Genomic DNA, 24,233 nt, shown 5'->3' with positions numbered 1-24,233 from the left:
CCGCCCGAATGTGACAGCCGCCCGCGTGACCTGCCCCTCTCCCCCGCCCGCGGGCGGGGGCGGGGGTCAGGCGGTGGTCCAGGGGCGCAGCTTCTCGGGGTTGCGCACCGCCCACAGGTGCTTGATGCGCTCGCCGGCGAAGTCGAAGGCCAGCACCGAGACGGTGACGCCGTTCTGCTGGACGACCAGGCCGGGCTCGCCGTTGACGGTGCGCTCCAGGATCGTCATGGCGGGCGCCTTGGCGGTGATGGTGACCAGGTAGCGGGCGATCTGCTCGCCGCCGCCGGTGGGCGGCGCGGCGTTGACCAGGCCGCCGCCGTCGGCCAGCCCGGTGGCCTCGGGGTCCAGGAGGCTGATCAGGGCGCCGATGTCCTTGGCCTCCCAGGCCTGCTTGAAGTCCCGCACGATGTCGGCGCGCTGGGCGGTGGCGGGGGGCTGCTGGGCGCTGCGGATGCGGCGCCGGGCGGAGGAGGCCAGCTGGCGGCAGGCGGCCGGGCTGCGGCCGACGCTTTCGGCCACTTCGGCGAAGGAGTAGCGAAAGACGTCGTGGAGGATGAACGCGACCCGCTCGGCGGGGGTCATGGACTCCAGGACGACCAGGAAGGCCATGTTGACCGACTCGTCCAGGGTGATGCGGTCGGCCGGGTCGGCGGTGCCCACCGAGCGGCCGCTGATCCACTCGGAGTGGTCGGGCAGCGGCTCGGGGATCCACTCCCCCACATACCGCTCGCGCCGGGCCCTGGCCGAGCCCAGGAGGTCCAGGCAGATGCGGCTGGCCACGGTGGTCAGCCAGCCGCCGGGCGAGGCGACCGCCTCGCGCTGGGCGGGCGTCATGGCATACCAGCGGGCGTAGGCCTCCTGCACGACGTCCTCGGCGTCGGCCAGCGAGCCCAGGAACCGGTAGGCGAGGTTGATCAGCTGACGCCGCTCGCTCAGGACCGTGCTCAGGTCCGCCTCAAGCCGGTCGTCGTCTGGCGCGGTCTGCGTCCTCATCGTCTCGCTTGCTCCCTTGGCCGGAATCTGCCGTCATCGCATACGACGAGACAGCCGGTGGGAATGTGAGGCGGCCCGGCCCGGCGGGCACCCCCTTCTGGCAGGATTCCAGCGCCCTCCTAGTCGTATCAAATAGTCATATGGCATGAGCAAACACAAAGCGATCGTGGAGCGGTACCGCGACGGGGTCCTCAGCGGCGACCACGAGCAGGTCCTGGCCCTGGTGACCGACGACGTGGTGTGGGAGAGCCTGGGCCAGCTGCGGGTGCAGGGCAAGGACGCGCTGCGCGGTGTGGTGCAGAACAAGAACGGGGTCGCGGCGCAGGGCGTCGTGCAGCGGCCGCGGATCACGGTCGACCGGCTCATCGAGGAGGGCGACACCGTGGTGGCCACCGGCCGTGCGGCGCTGCCGCTGCCGGGCGGGGGCAGTGCGGAGTTCCTCTTCAGCGACGTGTTCACCTTCGTCGGGGACGCGATCAGCCACCTGGAGAGCTACAAGGTTCCCCTCGGCCCGCCGCCTGCGCAGGGCTGAGAGCGCCCGCCACGCCCCCGCCCCGGCGCGCGGTCCGGGGCGGGGGCGTGGCCCGGGCGGGTCAGCCGGCGGTCCAGGGGCGCAGCTTCTCGGGGTTGCGCACCGCCCAGATGTGCTTGATGCGCTCGCCCTCGAAGTCGAAGGCGAGCACCGAGACGGTGACGCCGTCCAGCTGGGCCACCAGGCCGGGCTGGCCGTTGACGGTGCGCTCCAGGATCGTCAGGTCCGGGGCGCGGTGGGCGACGTCGGCGAAGACGTGGGCGATCTGCTCGCCGCCGGTGACCGGCTGCAGCTGGGCGCTGACCAGGCCGCCGCCGTCGGCGATGGTGGTGGCGTCGGGGTCGAGCAGGCCGATGAGGGCCTCGATGTCCTTGGCCGCCCAGGCCTGCTTGAAGTCCCGTACCAGATCGGCGCGGTGGGTGGTGGCGGCCGCCGGGGTGCTGCGGGCGGCGGCGATGCGGCGCCGGGCGGAGGAGGCCAGCTGGCGGCAGGCGGCCGGGCTGCGGCCGAGGATCTGGGCGACCTCGGCGAAGGAGTAGTGGAAGACGTCGTGGAGGATGAACGCGACGCGCTCGGCCGGGGTCATCGCGTCGAGGACGACGAGGAAGGCCATGTTGACCGACTCGTCCAGGGTGATGCGGTCGGCCGGGTCGCCGGTGGGGTCGGGGCCGCCGATCCACTCCATGCGGTCGGGCAGCGGCTCGGGGATCCACTCCCCCACATACCGCTCGCGCCGGGCCCTGGCCGAGCCCAGGAGGTCCAGGCAGATGCGGCTGGCCACGGTGGTCAGCCAGCCGCCGGGGGCGGCGACCGCCTCCCGTTGGCGTTCGGACATCGCATACCAGCGGGCGTAGGTCTCCTGCACCACGTCCTCGGCGTCGGCCAGCGAGCCGAGGAACCGGTAGGCGAGGTTGATCAGCTGCCGGCGCTCGCTGAGTACGGCGCGCAGGCCCGGGTCGAGCCGGCTGTCCTCCGGCTCCACATGCTTGCTCATGGTGTCGCCAACTCCCTTGACTGCGCCCCGACTTCACCAGTTCGTTCCGGCGTCGCCCTGAAGGTGGCGCGCGTCACCTCACATTACAACGGGCTGCGTCGTCGTATGGCTGGAGATCGAATTCCTGCCGGGCTCCGTCCCCCGGTCGCCCGGCACCGGAATCCCCGTTCTCCGCCCGCGACTTCGGGCTTTTCCGGGTCGTGCACCGTCTGCGAAGGAGAATTGCCGTGCAGCTGACCTCGATCCGCGGCTCACCAGCGGGGCCGGGTGCCGCCGTGTGCGGCCCCCGCCCGGCAGGCAAGGCCCCGTCCCGGCTGCGGGACGCCCGCGGCTGACCTGGGCCGCACGGCTCCCGTTGGCGGGGGGCCGCCGACAGTGCCACACCGCCGGCGGCGCCCCGCAGGGGCCGCGCGAGGTTTTTCTCGGCTTTTACGCATTGACCGCTGTCGGACGTCTTTTCCACAGGGGTACGGCCGGCTCCCGTCGGGCGGCCCGCTCCTGGCACCACCCGTTAAGCACGCGAAGAAAAGGAAACAGTCGTGGAACCTGTGAACGTTGCAATCATCTATTACAGCGCGACCGGCAACGTGCACACGTTGGCTCAGGCGGTGGCCGAGGGCGCGGAGAAGGCCGGCGCCACCGTGCGGCTGCGCAAGGTCGCCGAGACCGCCCCCGAGGCGGCCGTCCAGGCCAACCCGGCCTGGGTGGAGCACCGGGCGGCCACCACCGACATCGCCGAGGCCACCCACGACGACCTCGCCTGGGCGGACGCGGTCCTGTTCGGCACCCCCAGCCGCTTCGGCAACCCCGCCAGCCAGCTGCGCGCCTTCATCGACACCACCGGCCCCCTCTGGTTCGCCGGGAAGATCGCCGGGAAGGTGTTCTCCGCGTTCACCGCCAGCAACACCGCCCACGGCGGACAGGAATCCACCATCCTGGCCCTGTCGAACACCTTCTACCACTGGGGCGGCATCATCGTGCCCCCCGGCTACACCGACCCCATCCAGTTCCAGTCCGGCAACCCCTACGGCACCTCGCACGTCGCCGGCGACGGCGCACCCGGCGAAGTCGCCCTGCAAGCCGCCCGCCACCAGGCCCGCCGCGTCGTGGACACCGCCGCCGCCCTCAAAGCCGGCCGCAGCGAGATCTGAGGCGCCGCGCGCCGCGCAGGGGTAGGCAGAGGGGGTGGGGGCCGCCGGCCGTCGGGTCGGCGGCCCCCACCCCCTCTCACCGCACGCAAGGGCGGGGCTGGGGACTGGGGTTCAGGAGGGGATCCAGTCGCGCTTGATGTGTGGGGTGTCGATGCTCAGGGCGCGCATGTGCTCGATGGGGTTGGTGTATTCGCGGCTGGCGGCGATCTGTCCGTCGTCCAGGGTGAAGCCGTGGATGAAGTGGTTGCGGTAGCGGCCCTCGGGGTAGCCGGGGAAGCGGATGGTGCCCTCGCCGTCGCACTCCACCCAGATGACCGCCGGGTCCTGGGTCTCGTAGATCCGCACGTCGGACCACTCCCAGTCGGGCAGCACCTGCAGGGAGAGTTCGCCGTGTTTTTGCAGCTTGGCGCGGCCCTTCACCACGATGGGGCGGCCGATGTCGGTGTTGAACAGGGCCGCGGTGCCGTCCTGGGTGTAGAGGGTGTAGCGGCGCAGCCGGGCCTCGGGCCCAGTCTCCATGTACTGCTCCACGGCCCGCCGGTTGCGGGCGCGCAGCTCGAGGTGGTCGGTGAACACCGGGGCAGGGGCAGTCATCACATCTCCGGGTAGGTGGGGGTCAGGGCTGCAGGCGGGTGGTGTCCCAGCCGCTGTCGGTGCGGTCGTAGCGCAGCCGCTCGTGCAGCCGGTCGGTGCCGTTGGCCCAGAACTCCACCGCGGCCGGCTCCAGGACGTAGGCCGCGAACGCCTGCGGGCAGGGCAGCGGCCGGGGCGGCTGGCCCAGTTCCAGGGCGCGGGCGCGGATGTCCTCCAGGTGGTCCAGGTCGCGCAGCGGCTCGCTCTGCAGCGAGACGGTGGACATGGCGTGGGTGAACACCGCGCGCGCCGCCCACAGTTCCTCCGCCTGGGCGCGCGGCAGCCGGCGCACCGGTCCGGCCACGGTGATCTGCTGGCTGGTCTCGCGCCAGTACAGCACCCCCGAGGCCCAGGGGTTGGCGCTCAGCTCGCGGCCCTTCTGGCTGCCGGTGTGGGTGATGAACACGATGCCGGTGTCGGTGACCTGATTGACCGCCAGGATCCGCGAGGAGGTGCGCCCCTGCGCATCGGCGGTGGCCAGGGCCAGCGCGCGCGGCTCGCGCACGCCCTGCTCGGTGGCCGCCTTCAGCCAGGCCGACAACAATCCCAGCGGCTCCGCGGGCGGGGTGCGGAACTCGGCGAACTCCACCTCCACCGAGCCCGTCATCGTCTCGGAACGCCGTACATCAGACATGGATCAATCCTTCAGCGGTGCGGCCCCAGCGGGCTGTGAGGGGCGGAGGGGCAGGGCAGGGGCCGGGCCGGCGCTCGGGGGTGGGCGCCGGCCCGGCGGTCGGTGGGGCGTCTCAGGCCGGGTCGGGGGTGCGGGCCGGGGCCAGCAGGCCGGCCAGGGCGGTGCCGACGATGCGGGGGCCTTCGCGGGTCAGGACGGATTCGGGGTGGAACTGCAGGGAGGCGAAGCCGGGCCCGCGCAGGGCGTGCACCTCGCCGGTGGCCGCGTCCCGGCTGACCTGGACCGGCTGGTGGCCGGTGTGGCCGGGCACGCCGCGGGGGGTGAATTCCTCGTGCTCGCTCAGCAGCGCGAAGGTGTTGTAGTAGCCGACGTGTTCGGGGGCGCCGAACAGGTCGATCTGCTTTTGCACGCCCTGGTTGGGCACGTCCCGGCGGCGCAGGGGCAGGCCCAGTTGCAGGCCCAGGACCTGGTGGCTGAGGCAGACGGCGAGGAAGGGGCGCTGTTCGCGCAGCAGGGTGGCGACCGCGGTGTGCAGGTGGGCCATTTTGGGGTGGGCCACTTCCTGGGGGTCGCCGGGGCCGGGGCCCATGACGACGAGGTCGTGGCCGGTGAAGGTGTAGGCCTCGTCGTAGCGGCGCAGGGTGACGTCCAGGCCCAGGGAGCGCAGCTGCTGGTCGATCATGGAGGTGAAGGTGTCCTCCATGTCGACGACCAGGACGCGGCGGCCGGCCAGTTGGGGCCGGGCGGCGGCGCGGGCGGGGATGTCGGAGAGCCAGAAGCCGGCGATCGAGTCGTTGCGGCCTTCCAGGGCGCGGCGCACGCTGGGGTGGTCGGCGAAGCGCTGGGTGGTTTCGCCGCCGAGGGCGGCGACCAGGCCGGCGGCCTTGGCGCGGGTCTCGGCGGCTTCGGAGGCGGGGTCGGAGTGGCGCACGATGGTGGCGCCGACGCCGATGGCCAGGCGGCCCTGCTCGCTGATGTCGGCGGTGCGGATGAGGATGGCGGAGTCCATGACCCGCTCGCCGTGCTCGTCGCGGCCGATGAGGGCGGCGGCGCCGCTGTAGTAGCCGCGGCCGCCGGGCTCGTACTGGTGGATGATGCGGCAGGCGCTTTCCAGGGGGCTGCCGGTGACGGTGGGGGCGAACATCGTCTCGCGCAGGATGTCGCGCACGTCGCGGTCGGTGCGGCCCTCGATGAAGTACTCGGTGTGGGCCAGGCGGGCCATTTCCTTGAGGTAGGGGCCCACGACGCGGCCGCCGGTGTCGCAGATGCGGGCCATCATCTTCAGTTCCTCGTCGAGGACCATGTAGAGCTCGTCGGTTTCCTTGCGGTCGCCGAGGAACTGAAGGACGCCTTCGAGGGTGGAGCCGGAGGGCGGGTAGCGGTAGGTGCCGCTGATGGGGTTCATGACGGCCGTGCCGTCCTTGAGGCTGACGTGGCGTTCGGGGGAGGCGCCGACCAGGACGCGGTCGCCGGTGTGGATGAGGAAGGTCCAGTGGGCGCCGCTCTCGCTCTCCAGCAGGCGGCGGAAGAGGGCGGGGGCGCTGGCGGGGCCGTAGTCGGTGATGTCGGCGACGAAGGTGCGCTTGATGACGAAGTTGGCGCCCTCGCCGGTGCCGATCATTTCCTTGGCGATGCGGCGCACCACGTCCTCATAGGCCGCGTCGTCGACGTCGAAGTCGCCGCCGGACAGCGGGGTGGGGACGTCCGGGATGCGGGCCAGGGCCTGCTGCAGGGGCAGTTGCTGCTGGTCGGTGACGGTCATGGCGAGCAGCGGGGTGCCGTCGTCGGCGCAGGCGAAGCCGCGTTCGGCCAGCTGCCGGTAGGGCATGAGGACCAGTACTTCGTGGCCCGCTGTGTCCCCGGCGCCGGTGCCGGGCTGCTCGGGCAGGGGGATGTCGGCCAGGGTGGCGGGCCGGGTGACCGAGCCGGTGAGGACTTCCAGGGTGCCGGGGCCGGTGGTGTGGGGCCGGTGCAGCAGGGCGAAGGCCTTGCTGTGGCCGCTCAGGGCGCGGGCCAGCAGGTCGGGGGTGGGGGGTGTCGGTGTCATGTGAGGAGCCCCTTGACGGTGGTGACCCGGGCGCAGCGCTCGGCGGCGTAGGTGAGGGCCGAGCGGTGGTAGTCCTGTGAGAAGTCGGCGGTGGCGTCGGCGACGAGGAAGGGCTGGATGTCGTGGGTGAAGGCGTCGATGGCGGTGGCCAGGACGCCGACGTGGGCGTAGACGCCGCACACGATGAGCTGGTCGCGGCCGGCGGCGCGCATGCGCTGGAGCAGGTCGGTCTTGAAGAAGGCGCTGTAGCGCCATTTGGTGAGCTGCCAGTCCTGCGCGGTGGGGGCGAGGGCGTCGACGACCTGGCGGTCCTCGGGGGCGGGGCGCATGCCCGGGCCCCAGAAGTCCTTGAGCAGGCCGCGCTGTTCGTCGCTCATGCCGCCGGGCTGGGCGGTGTAGGCGACGGGGATGCCCAGGGTGGCGCAGTGGTCGCGCAGCTGGGCGGCGTGGGTGATCAGCTCGTGGCGCAGGGGGTCGGGGAAGGGCTTGAGGAAGTACCGCTGCATGTCGTGGACGAGCAGGACCGCCCGGTCGGCCTCGGCGGTCCAGGACACGGCGGCCGGGGGCAGGTCGCCCTCGGCGGGCAGGGGGTAGGGGCTGATGGGGGGTATGCCGGTCATGGTGGAAGTCCTCGAACGGGTGCGGGGGTGCGGGCGGTCCGGTGGGGTCAGGCGGGCCAGGCGTTGACGGCGGTCTGGGCCTGGGCGGGGTTCAGGCGCGGGTCGCAGCAGGAGGTGTAGCGCTCTCCGACGCGGTCCAGGTCGGCCTCGGTGCTGGCGCACTCGGTGACGTCGTCGGGGGTGGTCTCCAGGTGGAGTCCGCCGGCGGTGCCGCCGGCGCTCTGGACGGCGCGGGCGAAGCCGGTGATCTCGCGGGCGACGGTGTCCACCAGGCGGGTCTTGTAGCCGCCGGGGGCGGTGACGGTGTTGCCGTGCACCGGGTCGCTGAGCCAGATGACGGGGTGGCCGGCCTCGCGGACCGCTTCGACCAGGCGGGGCAGTTTCTCGCCGACGTGGTCGGCGCCCATGCGGGCGATGAGGGTCAGGCGGCCCTCGTCGCGCCAGGGGTCCAGGCGTTCGCACAGGGCCAGGAGGTCGGCGGTGTCCATGCTGGGGCCGACCTTGCAGGCGACGGGGTTGCTGACCTGGGACAGGAGGGCGACGTGGGCGCCTTCGACCTGGCGGGTGCGCTCGCCGATCCAGGGCCAGTGGGTGGAGCCGAGGAAGAGGCGGCCCTTGTCGTCGGTGCGCAGCATGGGTGTTTCGTAGTCCAGGAGCAGCGCTTCGTGGCTGGTCCACACCATCGGTTCGACGACGTCGCGGCCGGCGGCCCGGTCGCGCCAGCCCAGGTGTTCCAGGATGTCGCCGGCGGCCATGTAGCCGGTGAGGATGCGCAGCGGGTCGGGGCGGCGGCTCTCGGCGTCGGGTTCGGGGCCGTTGACCATGTGGCCGCGGAAGACGGGCAGTTCCACCCCGTCGATGATTTCGGTGGGCTTGGAGCGGGGTTTGGCGAACTGGCCGGCGATGCGGCCCACCCGCAGCACCGGCTTGCCGGTGATCAGTCCGAGGGAGCCGGCCAGCACGTCCAGCAGGGCGGCCTTGCGGGCGACGTAGGAGGGGGTGCATTCCTGGGGGTCCTCGGCGCAGTCGCCGGACTGCAGGACCATGGCCTCGCCGCGGGCGACCTTGCCCAGCAGGGTGCGCAGGGTGGCCAGGTCGTCGCCCTGGACGAGCGGGGGGCGGGAGGCGAGGGCCTCGCCCACCCGGTTCAGCTGGGACAGGTCGCTCCATTCGGGTTGCTGCAGTGCCCCGCGGATACGAATCTCCCGTATAACGTCTTCCATGACGTACTCCGATCCAGCGGTGAAGTGATAACTCAGGTGGGAATTCCGGTGCGCTTGATTTCCGGTACTGGAATACCGAGCGCCCGCAGCTGCTGGAAGGGATTCATGAACTCGCGATTGCGCTTGATCTTCCCGTTGTCCAGTTCGAAGGAGTGCAGGAAGTGGTTCTCGTAGTATCCCTCGGGGTAATCGCCGAAGCGGATCTTGCCGCGTCCGTCGCATTCCACCCAGATGTGGTTGGGGTCCTGTGTCTCGAATATCTGGATGTTGTACCACTCCCAGTCGGGGAAGCAGCCGAGGGACCATACGGCGTGCTCGGCGAGCCGGTCGCGGCCGACCGTCTCGACCGGGGAGCCGGTGTCGGTGGTCCACAGTCCGCCGCGGCCGTCCTCGGTGAACAGCTCGTGGCGGCGCAGCCGGTCCTGGCCGCGGGTGTGCATGTACTGCTCGACGGTGGCCCGGTTGGCGCGGCGCAGTTCGGCCGCGTCGGTGAATGGCAGGCCCGGGACGGATTCGGACATGGGTGTCCCCTTCGTGATGAGCGAGTGCGTTTGGCGAATGGTGGGGGGAGGGCGCATCGGGGCGCGTCCGTCCCCCGTTCCGCGGTGCGATCTTGCCCGATTCCACAGAGCAAATCAACACCGTTTTGACCGTACACTCATGACGTTGTGTAATATTCAACTTTAATGTGGGCATGGGGGTGCCCGCACCGGTGGAAACAATGCAGAATGGCCCTTCAGGCAGTCTCGGGCCGGGTGGTGCGAAGAAATGCCTGAGCTGGGCGCAAGCCGGGCTCAGGCATTTCACAAGTGGTTCTGTGTTCAGAGCTTTCCGTTGTGGACCGCGCTGATCACCTGGCGCATCAGCGGGGAGAGCTGGAAGTAGGGGCCGAGGTTGAGGTACTCCCCCTCGGGCGCCCACTTCACGGCCGCAATGACGATGGGCTCGCCGGGGTAGGCGCGCGGGGCGTGGTCCACGAAGTGCGCGACCCGCTCGGGGACGGGCGCCGGCAGCGCGGCCGGCTCCCAGCCGCGGGCGGGCGGCGGGGCGTAGCAGATCCGCTCGATGCCGGCGGAGTCCCAGCTGAGGGTGGTGTAGATGCGGAAGGAGCGGGCGGCGAAGGCCAGCATCGCCTCGCCGGGGGCGGGCAGGCCCAGTTCGCGGTGCAGGGCCAGGATGGTTGCGGGCGCCCGGCACTGCTCGGAGAGCTGGGTGAAGTACAGGTTGACGGTGCGGCGCGGGTAGTCGATGCCGATCATCGCGACGTCGCTCAGGCCGTGCCGGGCCAGCAGCCCCAGGCTCTGGGCCAGGGCGGGCGGCATGGAGGGCAGTTCGGCGAGCCCGGCCACGTCCTGGACGTCCTGCGGGAAGTGCGCGTAGATCTTGTTGAAGCCGCCGGCGACGCCGCCGTCGATGAGGTACTCGCTGATGGTGCACCGGCTCTGGATGTCCGCCAGGAGCGTGTCGAGGGGGTGGCCGGTGGCGGTGAGGAAGCCGTGCGCGAGCGCGGTGGCGTAGGGGTCGCCGCTGCGGGTGGGCACCGTGAGGGTGAAGTCGAGCTCCGCCGGGGTGTCCTGGCGGGTGGAGAGGCTGTAGACGACCCCGGCCTCGTGCAGGCCCTCGGCGAAGGCGCTGACGATGGGCCGCACGCTGTCGGGGCGGGCGGGCACGCCCGCCAGGCGGGCCGCCTCCTCGATGGCCGAGCACACCTCGTTGATCCCCGTGGCTTGGGGCATGACTCCTCCATGGGCCGGTTGGCGCGTGTTCGCAGCGGGGGCCGGGGCGGGGCGCCGCACGGGGGCGGCACCCGCGCCCGGGGGGTGAGGGGGTGTCAGGCGACCTTGGTGGCGCACAGGATGGCCTGGACGGGAATGACGTCGCGGGGCACCTCGGCGGGGTCCTTGGTGATGGCCTTGGTGACCTTGAACCCGCACTCCTCCAGCCAGCTCTGGTACGTGGAGATCTTCTGCGGGCCGCCCTGGCCCATGGTGCAGCCGATGAAGAAGGCCGGGAAGAAGTCGACGTTGTAGTTGTCGGTGTCGCGGATGTCCTCGGGATAGACCGGCACCATGATGTGGACCTGCCCGCCCACCTCCAGGGAGCGGTGCACGCCCTTGAGGATGGTGAACACGTCGTCCTTGTCGAACATGTCCAGGAAGTGCTTGATCAGCACGGTGTCGAAGCCCTGGGGGATCTCGTCGAAGACGTTGCCGCCGATGAAGGAGCAGTGCTCGGCCACCCCGTGCTTCTTGAAGTTCTCCAGGCAGGTGCTCTCCTTCTCCGGCAGGTCGAAGGTGGTCACCGTCAGCCCCGGGGAGGCCTTGTGCTCATAGGTGTGGATGGCGCCCAGGCCGGTGTTGCCGGCCACGTCCAGGACCTTCGCGCCGGCGGGCACGTCGATGTTGGCGAAGAACCAGGGGTCGATGTTGGCGGTGACGTTGTTCATCAGCGTCAGCCAGGCGTCGTTGAGGTCGCTGTGGTCGGCCACCGCGTCGTACAGGGTGCCCTCGCCGGCGCCGTAGAGCTCCTTGAGGCCCACGATCGTGCCGGTGCGCACGCTGTCGGTGAGGTAGAAGAGCTGCCGCAGCGCCACCACCTTGATCATGTTCATGTAGGTGAGGGCGCGCTTGAGGTCGTGCTCGGCGACCTCGGCCAGCGCGTCCAGGCGGTAGCCGCCGTCCTCGTCCTGGGCGACGAAGCCCTCCTTGACCATCAGGAACAACAGCTGCTCCACGGCGTCGGGCTTGGCGCCCACCGCCTCGCCGAGCCGGGCCGCATCCGCGCCGGGCGTGGCGCGCAGCTGGTCGACCAGGCCGAGCTCGAAGACGGACAGCAGGCTCATGAACCGCGAGGGGCCGACCATGTACTCGCGGAACCGGGCGAGGGTGGCTTCAGTAGACATTTGCGGCTGTTCCCTTTCGATAGGGGTGCAGAGGCCGGGGAGAGCCCCGGCGGGCGAGCGGGGGCGGGCGGGTGCGGGGCGGGGGCGGGTCAGGCCGAGCGCCCGCCGACGTAGGAAAGGTTCAGCCGGCTGTCGGTGCGCCACTGGTAGTACGACTGGAGCTTGTAGTACTCCTCGCCGCCGGCGGTGACGGCGGCGTAGACCATCTTGGGGGTGTCGGCCCCGTAGGGGACGCTCTTGAGGAACTGCTCGACCTTGGCGCCCAGGCGGGCGGAGAGCTCCAGCGGGTTCTCGGTCTTGACGCTGTAGGCGATCCGCTCCACGTTCTGTGAGTCCCAGTTCAAGGTGGTGTAGATGCCGAAGGCCTTCTGGCAGAAGTCGAGCATCTGCTCGCTGGGGTCGGGCAGGCCGATCTCGCGGTGCATCGCCAGGACCGTCTCGGGGGCCACCACCTCGGAGGAGGCCGCGAAGTACACGTTCATGGTGCGGCTGGCGTAGTCGATGCCGATCAGGTCCACCTGGTCGGCCAGGCCGTAGCGGGCGAAGAAGTCCTCGGTGGCGGCCAGGCCCGGCGGCATGGAGGCGATCTTGGCCAGGTGCGAGAGCGTCTGGTGGCGGCCGCCGGGGAAGTACACCCAGATCTTCTTGAAACCGCCCTGCACGCCGAAGTCGACGCCGTAGCTGTCCACCGCGCAGTGCTCCTGCACCTCGGCCAGGAGCGAGTCGATGGGATGGCCGCCGGGCACGGTGAGGTTCTGCTCCACGGCCACGGCGTAGGGGTCCAGGTGGCCCGGGACGGTGAAGCGGCAGTCGAACTCGCCCTCGTGGCGCGCGTTGGTGGCCACCCGGAAAGCGATCACGGCGCCCGGCAGGACGTCCTCGTAGGCGGCCAGGATGGGCCACACCTTGTCGCGGTCGCAGGCCACGTCCAGCAGCCCGGCGGATTCCTCGACGGCAGCGTAGACACCGGCCAGATCGGCGGTTCCCGACATCATTCCTCCAGAGATGGATTACGGCGCCGGTGCAAGCGGCGGCGGAGTGCGAAGCGGCGCACCGGGGCCCGGGGACGGCTGCGCCCGGGCCCCGGGCGTGGTGCGGGCGGTGCACGGCGTGCGCGGGGGGCGGGGCGCGCCGGGCCGGGGCGGGCGCGCGGGAAGGCGGCGCCGGGCCGCGGGCCGGGGCGTGCCGCGGCGGCGGCACCGGCCGGTGGTGCGAGGGGGGCTTGGGGGGTGAGGGCCCGTCAGGTACGCGGGGGTACGCGGAGGTTCCCGGGCCCTGCGGCGCAACTCCCCTGCGGCCAAGGGCTCCACGCTCCGCAGGGAGGGGGCACGGCTTTTGGGCAGGGGAGGCGTGCAGAAATAGTGACACGGGCGGGCCCTTACACCAAGAGCCGTTCAAAGTGACGTGGGTCACGTGAAACGGAGGGCGGCGCCCGCCCGGCCGGGGCAACTCGCGCCGCTGGTGGGGCCGTTGGCGCGCGGCGCCGGCGGAAGGGCGCAACGGGGCGGCGCGGGTGACCCGTCCCCTGGTCACCCGCGCCGCTGCTGACTGGGCCCGGCCGGCGGGCCGGGCCGTTGGGGGTCAGTGCACGGGCTGGTCCGGTCCGCGGCCCTCCAGGGCGCCGGTTTGGCCGTTGCTCTGCCCGCCCACCTGCCCGCCGGGGTGGCCGTCGGCATGGCCCCCGGGGCCGTGGTCGAGGTGTTCCAGGGCCTGCTGCATCTCCTGGGGGGTGGGGTTGGCGATCTGCCCGTCGCTCAGCCAGCGGCTGAGCTTGTGGCGCAGCAGCTCGGCGCGGGACTTGGGGTTGGGCACGCCGTCGCGGTCCTCGCGCACCGGGGCGGGCAGTGCGGGGTGCACCTCGCGGGAGAGCAGGGTGTACTCCTGCCCGCGGCCCAGGCGCTCGTGGACCTCGACGAACTCGCCGTGCGGCAGGCGCTTGATGCGGCCGGTCTCGCGGCCGTGCAGCAGCTTGTCGCGGTCGCGCAGCTGCAGGCCGATGCAGATCCGCTTGGTGATGACGTAGGTCAGGGCCGGGATGACGAACACCCCGATGCGCACCGCCCAGGTGATGGCGTTCATGGACAGGTGGAAGCGCTCGGCCAGGATGTCGTTGGCGCCGCCGAAGAACAGCACCAGGTAGAAGGCGGCCAGCGAGCAGACGAAGGCGGTGCGCACGGGCTGCTCGCGCGGGCGGTCCAGCAGGTGGTGCTCGCGCTTGTCCCCGGTGATCCAGGCCTCGATGAAGGGCCACAGGCAGGCGATGGCGATCAGCAGGGTGGGCAGCACCACGGCCGGCACCAGCACGCCCATGTTGACGGTGTAGCCGGCGACGGCGAACTCCCAGGCGGGGAAGGCGCGCAGGGCGCCTTCCAGGAAGCCCATGTACCAGTCGGGCTGGGATCCCTGGGAGATCTGGTCGGGCCGGTAGGGCCCGTACACCCACACGGCGTTGATCTGGGCGATGCCCGCCATCAGCGCCAGCACGCCGGAGACCAGGAAGAAGAAGCCGCCGGCCTTGGCCGCGTAGTGCGGCATCAGGGGCTGGCCGACCACGTTCTGCTGGGAGCGGCCCGGGCCGCGGAACTGGGTGTGCTTTTGGTAGATGACCAGGATCAGGTGGACGGTGACCAGGGCCAGGATGATGCCGGGCAGCAGCAGGATGTGGAAGCTGTAGAAGCGCGGGATGACGTCGGTGGCGGGGAATTCGCCGCCGAACAGGAACATCGTCAGGTAGGTGCCGACCAGCGGGATGGCCAGGGTGACGCCCTCGGCGATGCGCAGGCCGGTGCCCGAGAGGAGGTCGTCGGGCAGCGAGTAGCCCAGGAAGCCCTCCAGGGTGACCAGGATCAGCAGGACCACGCCGATGAGCCAGTTCAGCTCGCGGGGCTTGCGGAAGGATCCGGTCAAGAAGTGCCGCAGGGTGTGCGCCATGGTCGCGGCGATCATGGTCAGTGCGGCCCAGTGGTGCAGCTGGCGGATGAACAGGCCGCCGCGCACCTCGAAGCTGATGCGCAGGGTGGAGGCGTAGGCCTCCGACATCTGCACACCCTGCAGCGGGACGTGCGGTCCCTCGTAGACGGTGTGGGCCATGCTCGGGTTGAAGAACATGGTGAGGTACAGGCCGGTGAGGATCAGGATGATGAAGCTGTAGAGCGCGATCTCGCCGAACATGAAGGACCAGTGCTCGGGAAAGACCTTGCGCATCAGGGTGCGCCACTGGTAGATCCCGAGCCGGCCGTCCGCCCAGTCGGCGATGCGTTCGCCCTGCGGTGCCGTGGTCCGCTGCGGCGCCTTGTCGGTGATGCTCATGCCCGTGCGCCCTCCCCTCGCCGCTGAGTCGTCACAGGCACACCCGGGCCGGCCGGTGAAGGCTCGGTGGCGGGGGCGGCCTGCAGCGGCGCAAACGGGCCCGTGCCGTGAAGCGGGTCGAACGCTATCGACACGGTGAGCGGCCGGACAACCGTGCTCAAGCCGGAACCCGGCCCCAACTCCACCGTTTCTCGAGCGAGTTTCGAGTCGCCCCGCCGCGCAGATGTCATGACCCCGCCCAACTGGGCGGTTTGTGCTGGTGAGTTGGGACGGAGCCGCCGCCCCGGGCCGCCCAAGTAGACCTCAACAGCGGCTAGTTGCTGCGCTCTTGTCATACCCGAAGCCTATGTCGGGGGCATTTGGCGCGTGCGCCCGGCACCCCCCCTTGCGGGCGCGGGGGCGGGGCGCCGGCGGGGGCGTCGGCGGAGTGCCGCGGGGCGGGTCTGGGTTCCTGGGCGGGTCTGGGTTCCTGGGGGGGGCTGGGTCCCTGGCATCTTCGGCGTCTCTGACGTCTCTGTGATCTCTGGCGTCTCTGGCGTCTCTGGCGTCTCTGGCGTCTCTGGCGTCTCCGGCGTCTCTGGCGTCTCTGGCGTCTCCGGCGTCTCTGTGGTCCGCGCGGGCCGGGGGCCCGGCCGGCTGTTCAGGGGCGGTGGCGCTCGCCGGCCGGGGCCTGGGCCGGGGCCGGCCACTGCGCCGAGGAGCCTGCCGGATGCAGCCGGGCGGAACCGGCGGCGACCCCGATGGCGGGCACCGCCGGGGCCGGGGCGCGGCGCCGGCGGGCGTGCGCGCCGTGGGTGATGCTGGGCGGCGCCGGCACCGGCACCGGCGGCGGGGCGGGGGCGCGGCGGCGGTCCCGGGCGCGGGGGCAGGGCACCACGGCGAGCGGCCCGGCGGCCTGCAGACGCGCCAGCAGCCGGGCGGCGGCGTGCGGCTCGGTGACGGCCTCGGCCGCGATCCGGGCGGTGACCCGCCGGGCGAGCCAGGCGCGGGGGCCGCGGGGGCAGTCCTGGACGGGGGCGGCTGCAGGGCTGGGGGTGTCTGCGGGGGCGGCGGCTGTGTATGCGGGGGCGGGGGCGGCTGCCGCGCCTGCGGAGGCGAGGGCGGCTGCTCCGACCGCGGGTCCGGGGGCGGTTGCGGTGCCGGTAGGGCCGGGGGCGGTTGCGTGTGGCTCGGTGACGGCCTCGGCCGCGATACGAGCGTTGCCCCGCCGGGCGAGCCAGGCGCGCAGGCCGCGGGGGCGGCCCTGGGCGGGGGCGGGTCGGGGGGTGCCTGCAGGGCTGGGGGCGGCCTCGGTACCTGCGGCGCTTGCGGCGCCGGGGCCGGGCATGTCCGCAAGGCCGGGGGCGGCTGCAGGGCTGGGCGTGCCGGCGAGGCCGGGGGGACCTGCTGCGCCTGCGGGGCCTATGGGGCGGCCGGGGGCGGCTGCCGTGCTGGCGGGGTCGGGGGCAGCTGCCGCGCCTGGGGTGGCGGGGGCGGCTAGCGCGCCGGGGGCGGCCTCCGGGCCTGCGGTGCTTGCGGTACCGGTGGCGCTCGCCGCGTCTGCGGTGCTTGTCGCGCCAGGAGCGGCTGCCGCGTCGGGGACAGCCTCCGCGCCTGCGGCGCCGGAGCCTGGCGCACGGGCGGGGCCGGGGGGACCCGCTGCGTCTGCGGGGCGGCCGGGGGCGGCCGTCGTATTTGCGGGGCCGGGGGCAACTGCCGCGCCTGGGGTGGCGGGGACAGCACCCGCGCCGGGGGCGGCCTCCGGGCCTGCGGTGCTTGCGGTACCGGTGGCGCTCGCCGCGTCTGCGGCGCTTGCCGCGCCAGGAGTGGCCGCCGCGGCCGGGGGGCCGGGGGTGCTAGCCGCGTCTGTGGGGCCGGGGGCGGCTGCCGTGCTTGCGGAGGCGGGGGGGGCGGGGTTTCGGGGGTGCTCGGCGGGGGCGGCACGGGTGCCGGGCCGGTGGTGTGCAGGTGGCGGGTGCTGGTGTGCCAGGCGGGGGCCAGGCGGTGGGCCAGGGCGCGGCGCAGCCGGTAGGCCAGGCCCACCGTGGTGCCGTGGCCGCTGAGCATGCCGTCCAGGACGAGGGCGCTCTGCACGGCGTGGGTCATGCCCTGGCCGTGGGCGGGGTCGGTGACCGCCAGGGCGTCGCCGACCACGAGGAACTGGTCGGGCCAGCGGCGCAGTTGGTCGTAGTGGCGCCAGCGGTTCTCGGTGCGGGTGCAGGTGTAGACGGGTCCCAGCGGCGTCGCGCTTTCGATGACGTCGCGCAGCAGCGGGTGGCGCAGCAGGCCCGCGGCGTGCAGCAGGCCGGCGTGGTCGGTGGGCGGCGGGGCGCCGTCGGCGAAGGTGAGGGTGAGCGCGAGGCGGCCGCCCTCGATGACGTTGAGGGTGCCCTGGCGGGGGTGGCCGGGCGCGGCCAGGAGCAGCAGGCTCTGCCAGTCGGCGACGTGGCCGATGGGCGGGGCGAAGACGGTGGAGGCGTACGTGGTGCGGGCGGGCACGGCCGTCTCGCGGGGCGGCTCGTAGCCGAGGTCGGCCAGCCAGTGGGGGGCGCGGGAGGTGTGTCCGGAGGCGTCCACCACGAAGTCGGCGGGTATGAGGCGGCGCGGGCCGTGGCCGTGGGGTCCTGGCCGCTCGCGGCGGCGGGTCCACACGCCGGTGACGGTGTCGTTGCGGCCGGGCTGCAGGCCCTGGACCTCGTGGCCGGCCAGGAAGGTGACCTTGGGCTCGGCGTGCAGCCGTGCGCGCAGCACCGCGTCGATCAGGTCGCGGGAGGCGCTGAGCATCGACAGGCCCGCGTCGAAGCGGGGCAGCCAGCCGGCCGGGCCCAGCACCAGGGCGTCCTGGGACAGGCCGATACGGACCGCGCCGGCGCGTGCGAAGTCCGCTCCGATGCCGGGGAAGAGTTCTTCCAGGCCCTGCTGGGCGGTGGTGGTGAGGCTGTGGGCGTGCCGGGCCTGGGGCACACCGCGGCGGCGGGCGGCGCCGTGCGGCAGGCGGTCGCGTTCGATGACGGTGACGTGGTCCATGGAGTTGGCCAGGGCCCGCGCGGCGGTGAGCCCGGCGGGGCCGGCACCGATCACCACGGCGTGGCTGCGGCCCTCGCTCCCGTCGACGCCGCGTGCGTCCTGACTCATCTGGGCCGCCCTTCCGGTGCGTTCGTGGTTGCATCATGCGGCGTGCGCGCGCCCGTACGGCGGGATTTGCCCAACCCCCCACCGCTCCCCCGGCCTTGGGATCCACCCGCCTCCTCCGCCCCCGGCGCCGCCCCCGTCCGGCGCGGCGCGGCGCGATGTCCCTGGTGGGACCCCATCCGCCCGCCCCGCCCGGCGGCACGGGGCGGGGCGTGGGCGCGGTGCGGGACGGGGGCGGCCTTCAAGCGGTTCTCGAGGGGGCTGCGACGGGGGCTGTGGCGGACGTCGAGCGGGTGCCGGGGCGTGGGCGGGAGGGGGCGTGGGTGTGGGTGTGGGAGGGAGGGCGCGGGGCGCCGGGGGTGTGCCCGGTCCGCCACCAGATGCAAGGGGTCACCCGGCCCGGCCCGGGCGGAGCGGGCTTTCGGCGGGGCGCACGGGGGGCTTTGCGGGGGTTCAGGGGGCGTGTCCGGCCGAGGGGGGTGGATTCGCGTACGGGGAGGGCGACTTGGCGCGGGAGCCGCTGGGGCCCCTCCGCCGCACCCTCCGGGCACCCCTCCCCCGCGACTGGACCGCACGGTTCCGGGGGGGGGCGGGTGCGGTCCGGGGCAACTGGGCTTGGCGGGGCGGGGGTTGACCGAAAGTAGCGGCGGCCGGTGAGGCGGGACGGGGCGGGGCGGGGTGGCGGCCAGGTTTCCGCGTACCTCGTGCCGGTACGCACAGACCGGGATGCGCAGACCGGTACGCACAGACCAGTACGCGCAGACCGGTACGCACAGGCCGGTACGCGCAGACCGGTACGCCGAGCAGTGCGACGTAGCCCTCTGACCGCCCCTCCCCCCGCCGCCGGCCGGAGGGCGGCCCGGGCCGCCCGGGGCCGCCCGGGGCCGCTTCCCCGGGAGGCGGGGCGGCGGCTCCGGGCGGGTGGGGTCATCAGGTGGTGCGGTAGGCGACCTGCGTGGCCATCGTGGTCAGTTCGGTGCGCCAGACCGGGTCGATGGGGACCTCGGCGATGGCGTCGCAGCCCTGTTCGACCAGGGCGGCGATGTGTTTTTCGACGTCGTCGGGGACGCCGGTGTCCACCAGGCGCCGGCGCACCTCGTCGGGGGTGTGGCCGGGTCGGGTGATCAGGCTGTGGATGCGTTCGTCGCGCTGCATCGCCCAGCCCAGCAGCAGGGTCATCTTGTGCTGCTGGAAGTCCAGGCCGGCGGGTTTGCCGGTGTGCGCGGAGTCGCCGAAGGCGTCCAGCAGGTCGTCGCGGAGCTGGAAGGCCTCGCCGACCGCTTCGCCGTACTTGGCGAAGGCGGGGGCCAGGTCGGCGCGGCCGGCCGCGCTCGCGCCGACGGCCAGCGGCCGGTGGATGGTGTAGTGGCCGGACTTGGCCAGGGCGATCCAGCGGGACAGGCGCGGGTCGACGGAGAACTCGGCGGCCGCGGTCATGTCCATGTACTGGCCGATCATCAGCTCCGAGCGCAGCTTGTGCCACACCGCGTGCACCGCCGCGGGCGCGGCGCTCATCAACTGTTCGCTGTAGACCAGGGCCAGGTCGCCGACGAGGAGGGCCACTCCCTCGCCGTAGCGGCGGGATTCGCCCTGCCAGGCCCGGGCGGCGTGCAGCGCGGTGTGGTGGGCGTGCACGGTGGGCAGGCCGCGCCGGTGGCTGGAGGCGTCGATGACGTCGTCGTGGATGAGGGCGGAGGCGTGCAGCATCTCCAGGGCGGCGGCGGCCGCCACGACGGCGGGGTCGGCGGGGTCGCCGTCGGCGGCGAGGTAGCCGGCGATGCAGAAGGCGGGGCGGATGCGTTTGCCGCCGGCCGCGATCAGTTCGCTCAGCGCCTCGACGGCGCCGACCGCGCGGTCGTTCACGCGGGCCCATAACTCGTGTTCGGCGGCGAGGAAGGCGCGCAGGTGTCCTTCCATTCTCTCCAGCAGATCGTCGCGGGTGCGGCGCGCAGTCGCGGCCAATTCCTGGTCGGTTCCGTCGGTCTGGATACAGGCCATTTCCATAGCCACAGCTTTTCCCTTGCGTTGAGGTGGAGCAGGGGGCGGTGTCACCGGGGCGGCCGGGTGGGCCGCCGAGGGGGGGCAGGGGTCGGGGCGCGGCGGGGTGTGGGGGGGCTGCCGCGGCCGGGCGCGTGCGGCGGCCGGGGGTGGGCCGCCGGCCGGGGGGGTGCCGCAGGAGGGGGCTGGAAGGAGGGGCTGGGAGGGGCGCGGGCCGGGGGGCGGTAAAGCAGGGTGTCATCCGTCCAAAGCGAAGCCTGAAGAATCCTGGAGTTCTCCTTTAGAAAAGAGGAATCTCAAATTCCCCTTTAGGGCAGATCGATTACGAAATGAAAAATTTACAACCGCTGGATTACCGCTCCCTTCCCGGTGGGACGCACGTTGACACCCCCCGACCGGTCATGGAACTCTCCGAGGGCACCCATAGCCGCGTCTAGGCGGCGGTGGGGCCTGGGGAGGCATCGGGGGGATGGACCGTACATGGCAGCTGTATTCACTGTGCGCATCAGGGCCTACGCCTATCGGGCGGGGCCTGAATTCTTTGCCGGAATTTCCTGAACGGGACCGTTCTGCCACGTGACGATGCGATGTCCGTTCAGCGGCCTGCATCCAAAGGCTCCGGCCACGCCCCCTTCTTCCTTTTCCGAGGGCCATCGATTCAGCAATTCACTGCGGCATCCGGTACGGAAGATGCGTGTCTTCGTCGTGCCGGATGCGGGGCGCGTCAGCTCATGAAGGAGATTCAATGGAGTTTCACTCATGCCCCAGGAACCATGCTCAGCAAGTCCCTGCCGCCGCCGGCTCCGTCCTGTGCACCGGCTGCGTCGAGCAGCTGGAACGTAATCTGCGTGCCCTTCCCGGCCTCCACCAGGAAGGACTGCACCACATTCTGTCGACGTCCCGGCGGCGGAACCCGACAAAGGTGTCGGGCAGCCGCAGGCGGGATCATCTGAACATTTCCGCACTCGATGCCAGGAACAATATTCTCGCCATTCTGGAATCGTGGTCCGGGTTTGTCGTGGAGAAGCGGGGGGCGGCCGTGCCCGGGCGTTCCGTCCCGCATCTGGCCTGCTTTTTGATACTCCATCTGGAGTGGCTTGCCACCCAGCCTCCGGCTGCCGAATTCGCCGATGAAGTCGAGAGCCTCCAGGTGGAATCGCTGCGGGCCATCGACCCGGATTCCGAGGACGAGAAGGCGCCGGTCATCGGGTGTGTCGTGGACGACTGCCCGGGGACGATCAATGCGTCGGCGGGTCATGCGCGGACAGCGGTCCGGGGCAGCGTCAGCTGTTCGTCGGGCCATTCCTGGGAAATGCGCGAATTGCTCACCATCCGGCATCTCATGGACCGGCAACGGAAGGACGCCGCATGAACCGACCGCCGCGCCACCGGCTCGTTCCCACGAATGTGGCCGCACTGGCCACGGGTGTGTCCGAAGCGACCATCCGCAAGTGGGTAAGCCGGGGCAAGATAACCCGCTACGGCACACCAGGACGCTCCCAGTTCGACATAGAAGAGCTCACGGAGATCGCTCTGCAGCGCCAGCGCTGAGCGATCTCCGTGAGCGCCTTCGCCCGGCCCCCCGGGGCCGTCTCGACCGCGGCCGCCCCCGCCACCCCCGCAACGGGGTGCCGGGGGCGGCCGCCACCCTCGCCGTCGCCCTCGCCGCCACCGCCGCCCTCGCCGCCGCCCTCGCCGCCGCCCTCGCCGGTCAGACCGCTCCTGCCGGGGCGGAGGACCCGGGAGGTGCAGGAGGCGCGGGGGGTGCGGGGCGGGTCAGGGCGCGCTCGGTCAGCGCGGCGGCCGCCCCGGTGTAGGCCTGCGGGTCGAACAGGTCGCGGTGGCCGACGCCGCTCAGTGCGGCGGCCGCGCGCGGGTCCTGGCCCAGTACCTCGGCCAGTGGCCGGCCGCTGGCTGCGGCCTGGGCCGATGCGGTATCCAGCAGGTCGCGGGCGGCGGCCTTGCCCAGCAGCGGCGCCAGGACGGCGGCGATCCGCTCGGAGACGATCAGGCCGCCGGTCAGGGTGGTGTTGGCGCGCATCCGTGCGGCATCCACCCGCAGCCGGCCCACCAGCTCGGCGGCCTGGTGGGCCGCTCCCCCGGCCAGCCGCAGCAGGGCGCGCAGCGGCTCCCACTCGGCGTGCCAGGCACCGGCCGAGCGCTCGTCCTCGCTCAGCATGCAGCCCAGCACGCCCGCCGCCAGCGGCGGGGCCTGCAGCGCGGCGGAGCGGATGGCGGTGGCCAGTACGGGGTTCTGCTTGTGCGGCATCGCCGAGGACGCGCCGCGCCCGGCGGGCGCCGGCTCGCGCACCTCGCCGACCTCGGTGCGGGTCAGCGACAGCACATCCACGGCGATCTTGCCCAGGGCGGCGCAGGTGAACGCGGCGCCCTGGGCCAGGTCGGCCACCGGGGTGCGCAGCACGTGCCAGGGCAACAGCGGTGCGCGCAGCCCCACTTCGGCGGCGAAGGCCTCGGTGAGATCACGGGTATAGGCGGCGGGGTCGGTGCCCGGGGCGTGGGCGAGGTAGCCGGCCAGGGTGCCGGCGGCCCCGCCGAGCTGGACGGGTGCCGCCGCGTCCAGGGCGGCGAGCCGGTCGGCGGCATCCAGTACGAGGTGGCGCCAGCCCGCCGCCTTGCAGCCGAAGGTGGTGGGCACCGCGTGCAGGGCCAGGGTGCGCCCGGCCATCAGGGTGTCGCGGTGGGTATGGGCCAGCGCGGCCAGCGCCTGCTCGGTACGGGCCAGATCGGCGCGGATCAGGCGCAGCGCCCGCCGGGCGACGAGCATGGCGGCCGTGTCGAAGATGTCCTGGCTGGTGGAGCCGCGGTGCACGTAGGCGGCCGCGGCCGTGTCGCGGGCGGCCACCAGCGCGGTGAACTCCCGGACCAGGGCCACCACCGGGTTGGCGGACTGGCGGGCCCGGGCCGCCAGCGCCACCACGTCCAGCCGCTCCGCCCGCGCCGTCTCGGTGATCACCCGGGCGGCGGCCTCGGGCACCGTGCCAAGGCGCGCCTGGGCCCGGCTCAGCCCCGCCTCGGCATCGAGCATGGCCTGCAGCCACGCCCCGTCCCCCACCGCCCCCGCCACCGGCACCCCGGCCCACACGGGCGCAAGCAGCCCGGCATCCGGACCTGCCATGTCCGGTCCCGCCGTGTCCGGTCCCGCCATGTCCGGGCCCGCCATGTCCGGGCCCGCCGCGCCGGTTTTGGGCGGAGGCGGCGGGGTGGTGCTCGGCGGATCAGCGCTCATGGGTGGCTCCTTGTTCCTGTTCTGTACGGGGGTCCGGCCTCGGCGCAACTCCCGCGTACTGGGGGGGCTGGTTGCCGCCGGGGTGGAGGGTCGACGGGGCCCCGGGGGGGGCGGGCGTGACGGCCGGACGGCCGGTCGGACGGTCGTGACGGGTCGGGCGGCCGGTCGGACGGACGTGACGGGTCGGGCGGCCGGTCGGACGGTCGGTCGGTCGGACGGTCGGTCGGTCGGACGGGTCAGGCGGACGGCGGAGGCCGTGGCGGGCTCCCCCCGCCCGGCCTCGGGGCGGCTGCGCCCGCTTGCGGCTGGGCGGTTGCCGCCGAGTCGTGGCGCGGCAGGCGGACGGGCAGCGGACTCGCGCCACCCCAGGCCCGGACGGCACGGTCTCAGCTCGCCTCCTGCTCCGGGCGGCCGGCTGTCGCCCCACGGGGCAACGGGGGCAGGCGGACGGGCGGCGAACATGGTGGGCTCCCCCACCCGGCTCCGACTCAACGCCCCCCTGCGGTTGGGGCGTTGCCGCCGCGTCGGGGAGACGGCGCGGCAGGCGGGCGGGTGGACGACGCGCGCTGCTCCCTGTCCGGGCGGCCCCGGGTCCCGGTTCGGCTCCCGCCCCCGGCCGGTCGGCAGGCGAGGTGGCGGCAGGCGCGGGGCGTGGTGGCCCGGGCCAAGAGGGGGCCCCGGTCCGGGGCACCCTCTCCCCGGCGCGTGGCTGATGCCCGGGGGTGGGCGGGCATGGCAGGCCCGGCTCGAGGGCGAGCCCCGTACCGGGAAAACTTCCGCCCACCGACCCATGGTTGGCGCCGGGAGGGAGGCGGGTGCGGTGACGGGCAGGCAGGTAG

20 protein-coding genes are annotated in these 24,233 nt (G+C 72.9%); 4 read left to right on the top strand and 16 right to left on the bottom strand.

Going from position 1 to position 24,233, the window contains the following annotated elements:
• Positions 1-66: 66 nt before the first annotated feature.
• A complete protein-coding gene (sigJ, locus tag NOO62_RS38570) occupies positions 67-993 on the bottom strand; it encodes an RNA polymerase sigma factor SigJ (protein WP_268768886.1) in 927 nt (308 codons plus the stop codon).
• Between the two features lie 145 nt (positions 994-1,138).
• Here sigJ (NOO62_RS38570) and NOO62_RS38565 point away from each other — a divergent pair, with 145 nt between their 5' ends.
• Positions 1,139-1,525: a nuclear transport factor 2 family protein gene (locus tag NOO62_RS38565; RefSeq protein WP_268768887.1), complete on the top strand. Its 387-nt coding sequence runs from the start codon at positions 1,139-1,141 to the stop codon at positions 1,523-1,525.
• Positions 1,526-1,586: 61 nt separating this feature from the next.
• On the opposite strand, the gene sigJ (NOO62_RS38560) is transcribed toward NOO62_RS38565, so the two are convergent.
• The gene (sigJ, locus tag NOO62_RS38560; RefSeq protein WP_268768888.1) at positions 1,587-2,519 is read right to left on the bottom strand and encodes an RNA polymerase sigma factor SigJ; all 933 of its coding nucleotides are present in this window, start codon (positions 2,517-2,519) and stop codon (positions 1,587-1,589) included.
• Between the two features lie 539 nt (positions 2,520-3,058).
• On the opposite strand from sigJ (NOO62_RS38560), the gene wrbA reads away from it, so the two are divergent.
• Entirely contained in the window at positions 3,059-3,670 is a 612-nt protein-coding gene (gene wrbA, locus NOO62_RS38555) for an NAD(P)H:quinone oxidoreductase (RefSeq protein WP_268768889.1), read from the top strand.
• A 111-nt stretch (positions 3,671-3,781) separates the two neighbouring features.
• Here the strand turns inward: wrbA and NOO62_RS38550 are convergent, their stop codons facing one another.
• The 13 genes from NOO62_RS38550 to NOO62_RS38490 all read right to left on the bottom strand — a co-directional run bounded on the left by NOO62_RS38550 (position 3,782) and on the right by NOO62_RS38490 (position 20,153).
• Positions 3,782-4,264 carry a PhzA/PhzB family protein gene (locus tag NOO62_RS38550; protein ID WP_268768890.1) on the bottom strand — a complete coding sequence of 161 codons (483 nt, stop codon included), beginning with the start codon at positions 4,262-4,264 and terminating at the stop codon, positions 3,782-3,784.
• 22 nt (positions 4,265-4,286) lie between these two features.
• The gene (gene phzG / locus NOO62_RS38545) at positions 4,287-4,937 is read right to left on the bottom strand and encodes a phenazine biosynthesis FMN-dependent oxidase PhzG (RefSeq protein ID WP_268768891.1); all 651 of its coding nucleotides are present in this window, start codon (positions 4,935-4,937) and stop codon (positions 4,287-4,289) included.
• Positions 4,938-5,049: 112 nt separating this feature from the next.
• A complete protein-coding gene (locus tag NOO62_RS38540) occupies positions 5,050-6,984 on the bottom strand; it encodes a chorismate-binding protein (RefSeq protein ID WP_268768892.1) in 1,935 nt (644 codons plus the stop codon).
• Positions 6,981-7,604, bottom strand: a complete 624-nt coding sequence (locus NOO62_RS38535) for an isochorismatase family protein (protein ID WP_268768893.1) — start codon at positions 7,602-7,604, stop codon at positions 6,981-6,983. Before NOO62_RS38535 ends, NOO62_RS38540 begins: the two co-directional genes overlap by 4 nt.
• A gap of 47 nt (positions 7,605-7,651) precedes the next feature.
• Complete coding sequence (locus NOO62_RS38530) at positions 7,652-8,827, bottom strand: 3-deoxy-7-phosphoheptulonate synthase (RefSeq protein ID WP_268768894.1); 1,176 nt, start codon at positions 8,825-8,827, stop codon at positions 7,652-7,654.
• 32 nt (positions 8,828-8,859) lie between these two features.
• Positions 8,860-9,348 (bottom strand): PhzA/PhzB family protein, encoded by a 489-nt coding sequence (locus tag NOO62_RS38525; protein WP_268768895.1) that lies wholly within the window; start codon positions 9,346-9,348, stop codon positions 8,860-8,862.
• A gap of 300 nt (positions 9,349-9,648) precedes the next feature.
• The gene (locus NOO62_RS38520) at positions 9,649-10,563 is read right to left on the bottom strand and encodes an aromatic prenyltransferase (protein WP_268768896.1); all 915 of its coding nucleotides are present in this window, start codon (positions 10,561-10,563) and stop codon (positions 9,649-9,651) included.
• Between the two features lie 95 nt (positions 10,564-10,658).
• The gene (locus tag NOO62_RS38515) at positions 10,659-11,729 is read right to left on the bottom strand and encodes a methyltransferase (protein ID WP_268768897.1); all 1,071 of its coding nucleotides are present in this window, start codon (positions 11,727-11,729) and stop codon (positions 10,659-10,661) included.
• Between the two features lie 89 nt (positions 11,730-11,818).
• Entirely contained in the window at positions 11,819-12,721 is a 903-nt protein-coding gene (locus NOO62_RS38510) for an aromatic prenyltransferase (RefSeq protein WP_268768898.1), read from the bottom strand.
• Between the two features lie 589 nt (positions 12,722-13,310).
• Positions 13,311-15,038, bottom strand: coding sequence for a cytochrome b (locus NOO62_RS38505; protein WP_268768899.1), 1,728 nt, complete (start codon positions 15,036-15,038; stop codon positions 13,311-13,313).
• Between the two features lie 640 nt (positions 15,039-15,678).
• Positions 15,679-16,365, bottom strand: a complete 687-nt coding sequence (locus NOO62_RS38500) for a hypothetical protein (protein WP_268768900.1) — start codon at positions 16,363-16,365, stop codon at positions 15,679-15,681.
• Between the two features lie 149 nt (positions 16,366-16,514).
• Positions 16,515-18,152, bottom strand: a complete 1,638-nt coding sequence (locus NOO62_RS38495; RefSeq protein ID WP_268768901.1) for an FAD-dependent oxidoreductase — start codon at positions 18,150-18,152, stop codon at positions 16,515-16,517.
• Positions 18,153-19,079: 927 nt separating this feature from the next.
• Positions 19,080-20,153 carry a polyprenyl synthetase family protein gene (locus NOO62_RS38490; RefSeq protein ID WP_268768902.1) on the bottom strand — a complete coding sequence of 358 codons (1,074 nt, stop codon included), beginning with the start codon at positions 20,151-20,153 and terminating at the stop codon, positions 19,080-19,082.
• Positions 20,154-20,892: 739 nt separating this feature from the next.
• Between NOO62_RS38490 and NOO62_RS38485 the strand changes: the two genes are divergently transcribed.
• Positions 20,893-21,519, top strand: coding sequence for a hypothetical protein (locus NOO62_RS38485; protein ID WP_268768903.1), 627 nt, complete (start codon positions 20,893-20,895; stop codon positions 21,517-21,519).
• The gene (locus tag NOO62_RS38480; protein WP_150163957.1) at positions 21,516-21,698 is read left to right on the top strand and encodes a hypothetical protein; all 183 of its coding nucleotides are present in this window, start codon (positions 21,516-21,518) and stop codon (positions 21,696-21,698) included. Before NOO62_RS38485 ends, NOO62_RS38480 begins: the two co-directional genes overlap by 4 nt.
• Positions 21,699-21,858: 160 nt before the next feature.
• Here NOO62_RS38480 and NOO62_RS38475 read toward each other — a convergent pair whose 3' ends face one another.
• Positions 21,859-23,328, bottom strand: coding sequence for a lyase family protein (locus NOO62_RS38475; protein ID WP_414930963.1), 1,470 nt, complete (start codon positions 23,326-23,328; stop codon positions 21,859-21,861).
• Positions 23,329-24,233: the final 905 nt, after the last annotated feature.

Source organism: Streptomyces sp. Je 1-369 (assembly GCF_026810505.1).
GTDB lineage: Bacteria > Actinomycetota > Actinomycetes > Streptomycetales > Streptomycetaceae > Streptomyces.
The sequence above is the reverse complement of the archived record's forward strand: the minus strand, read 5'-3'. Positions and strand labels throughout refer to the sequence as shown.

Coding starts and splice junctions, on each gene's coding strand:
- NOO62_RS38480 (WP_150163957.1), top strand. CDS start 21,516: ATGAACCGACCGCCGCGCCACCGGCTCGTTCCCACGAATGTGGCCGCA.
- NOO62_RS38495 (WP_268768901.1), bottom strand. CDS start 18,152: ATGAGTCAGGACGCACGCGGCGTCGACGGGAGCGAGGGCCGCAGCCAC.
- NOO62_RS38475 (WP_414930963.1), bottom strand. CDS start 23,328: ATGGCGGGCCCGGACATGGCGGGACCGGACACGGCGGGACCGGACATG.
- NOO62_RS38525 (WP_268768895.1), bottom strand. CDS start 9,348: ATGTCCGAATCCGTCCCGGGCCTGCCATTCACCGACGCGGCCGAACTG.
- phzG (WP_268768891.1), bottom strand. CDS start 4,937: ATGTCTGATGTACGGCGTTCCGAGACGATGACGGGCTCGGTGGAGGTG.
- NOO62_RS38520 (WP_268768896.1), bottom strand. CDS start 10,563: ATGCCCCAAGCCACGGGGATCAACGAGGTGTGCTCGGCCATCGAGGAG.
- NOO62_RS38530 (WP_268768894.1), bottom strand. CDS start 8,827: ATGGAAGACGTTATACGGGAGATTCGTATCCGCGGGGCACTGCAGCAA.
- NOO62_RS38550 (WP_268768890.1), bottom strand. CDS start 4,264: ATGACTGCCCCTGCCCCGGTGTTCACCGACCACCTCGAGCTGCGCGCC.
- NOO62_RS38515 (WP_268768897.1), bottom strand. CDS start 11,729: ATGTCTACTGAAGCCACCCTCGCCCGGTTCCGCGAGTACATGGTCGGC.
- sigJ (WP_268768886.1), bottom strand. CDS start 993: ATGAGGACGCAGACCGCGCCAGACGACGACCGGCTTGAGGCGGACCTG.
- NOO62_RS38540 (WP_268768892.1), bottom strand. CDS start 6,984: ATGACACCGACACCCCCCACCCCCGACCTGCTGGCCCGCGCCCTGAGC.
- sigJ (WP_268768888.1), bottom strand. CDS start 2,519: ATGAGCAAGCATGTGGAGCCGGAGGACAGCCGGCTCGACCCGGGCCTG.
- NOO62_RS38510 (WP_268768898.1), bottom strand. CDS start 12,721: ATGTCGGGAACCGCCGATCTGGCCGGTGTCTACGCTGCCGTCGAGGAA.
- NOO62_RS38505 (WP_268768899.1), bottom strand. CDS start 15,038: ATGAGCATCACCGACAAGGCGCCGCAGCGGACCACGGCACCGCAGGGC.
- NOO62_RS38535 (WP_268768893.1), bottom strand. CDS start 7,604: ATGACCGGCATACCCCCCATCAGCCCCTACCCCCTGCCCGCCGAGGGC.
- NOO62_RS38490 (WP_268768902.1), bottom strand. CDS start 20,153: ATGGAAATGGCCTGTATCCAGACCGACGGAACCGACCAGGAATTGGCC.
- NOO62_RS38565 (WP_268768887.1), top strand. CDS start 1,139: ATGAGCAAACACAAAGCGATCGTGGAGCGGTACCGCGACGGGGTCCTC.
- NOO62_RS38485 (WP_268768903.1), top strand. CDS start 20,893: ATGGAGTTTCACTCATGCCCCAGGAACCATGCTCAGCAAGTCCCTGCC.
- NOO62_RS38500 (WP_268768900.1), bottom strand. CDS start 16,365: ATGCCCGGCCCCGGCGCCGCAAGCGCCGCAGGTACCGAGGCCGCCCCC.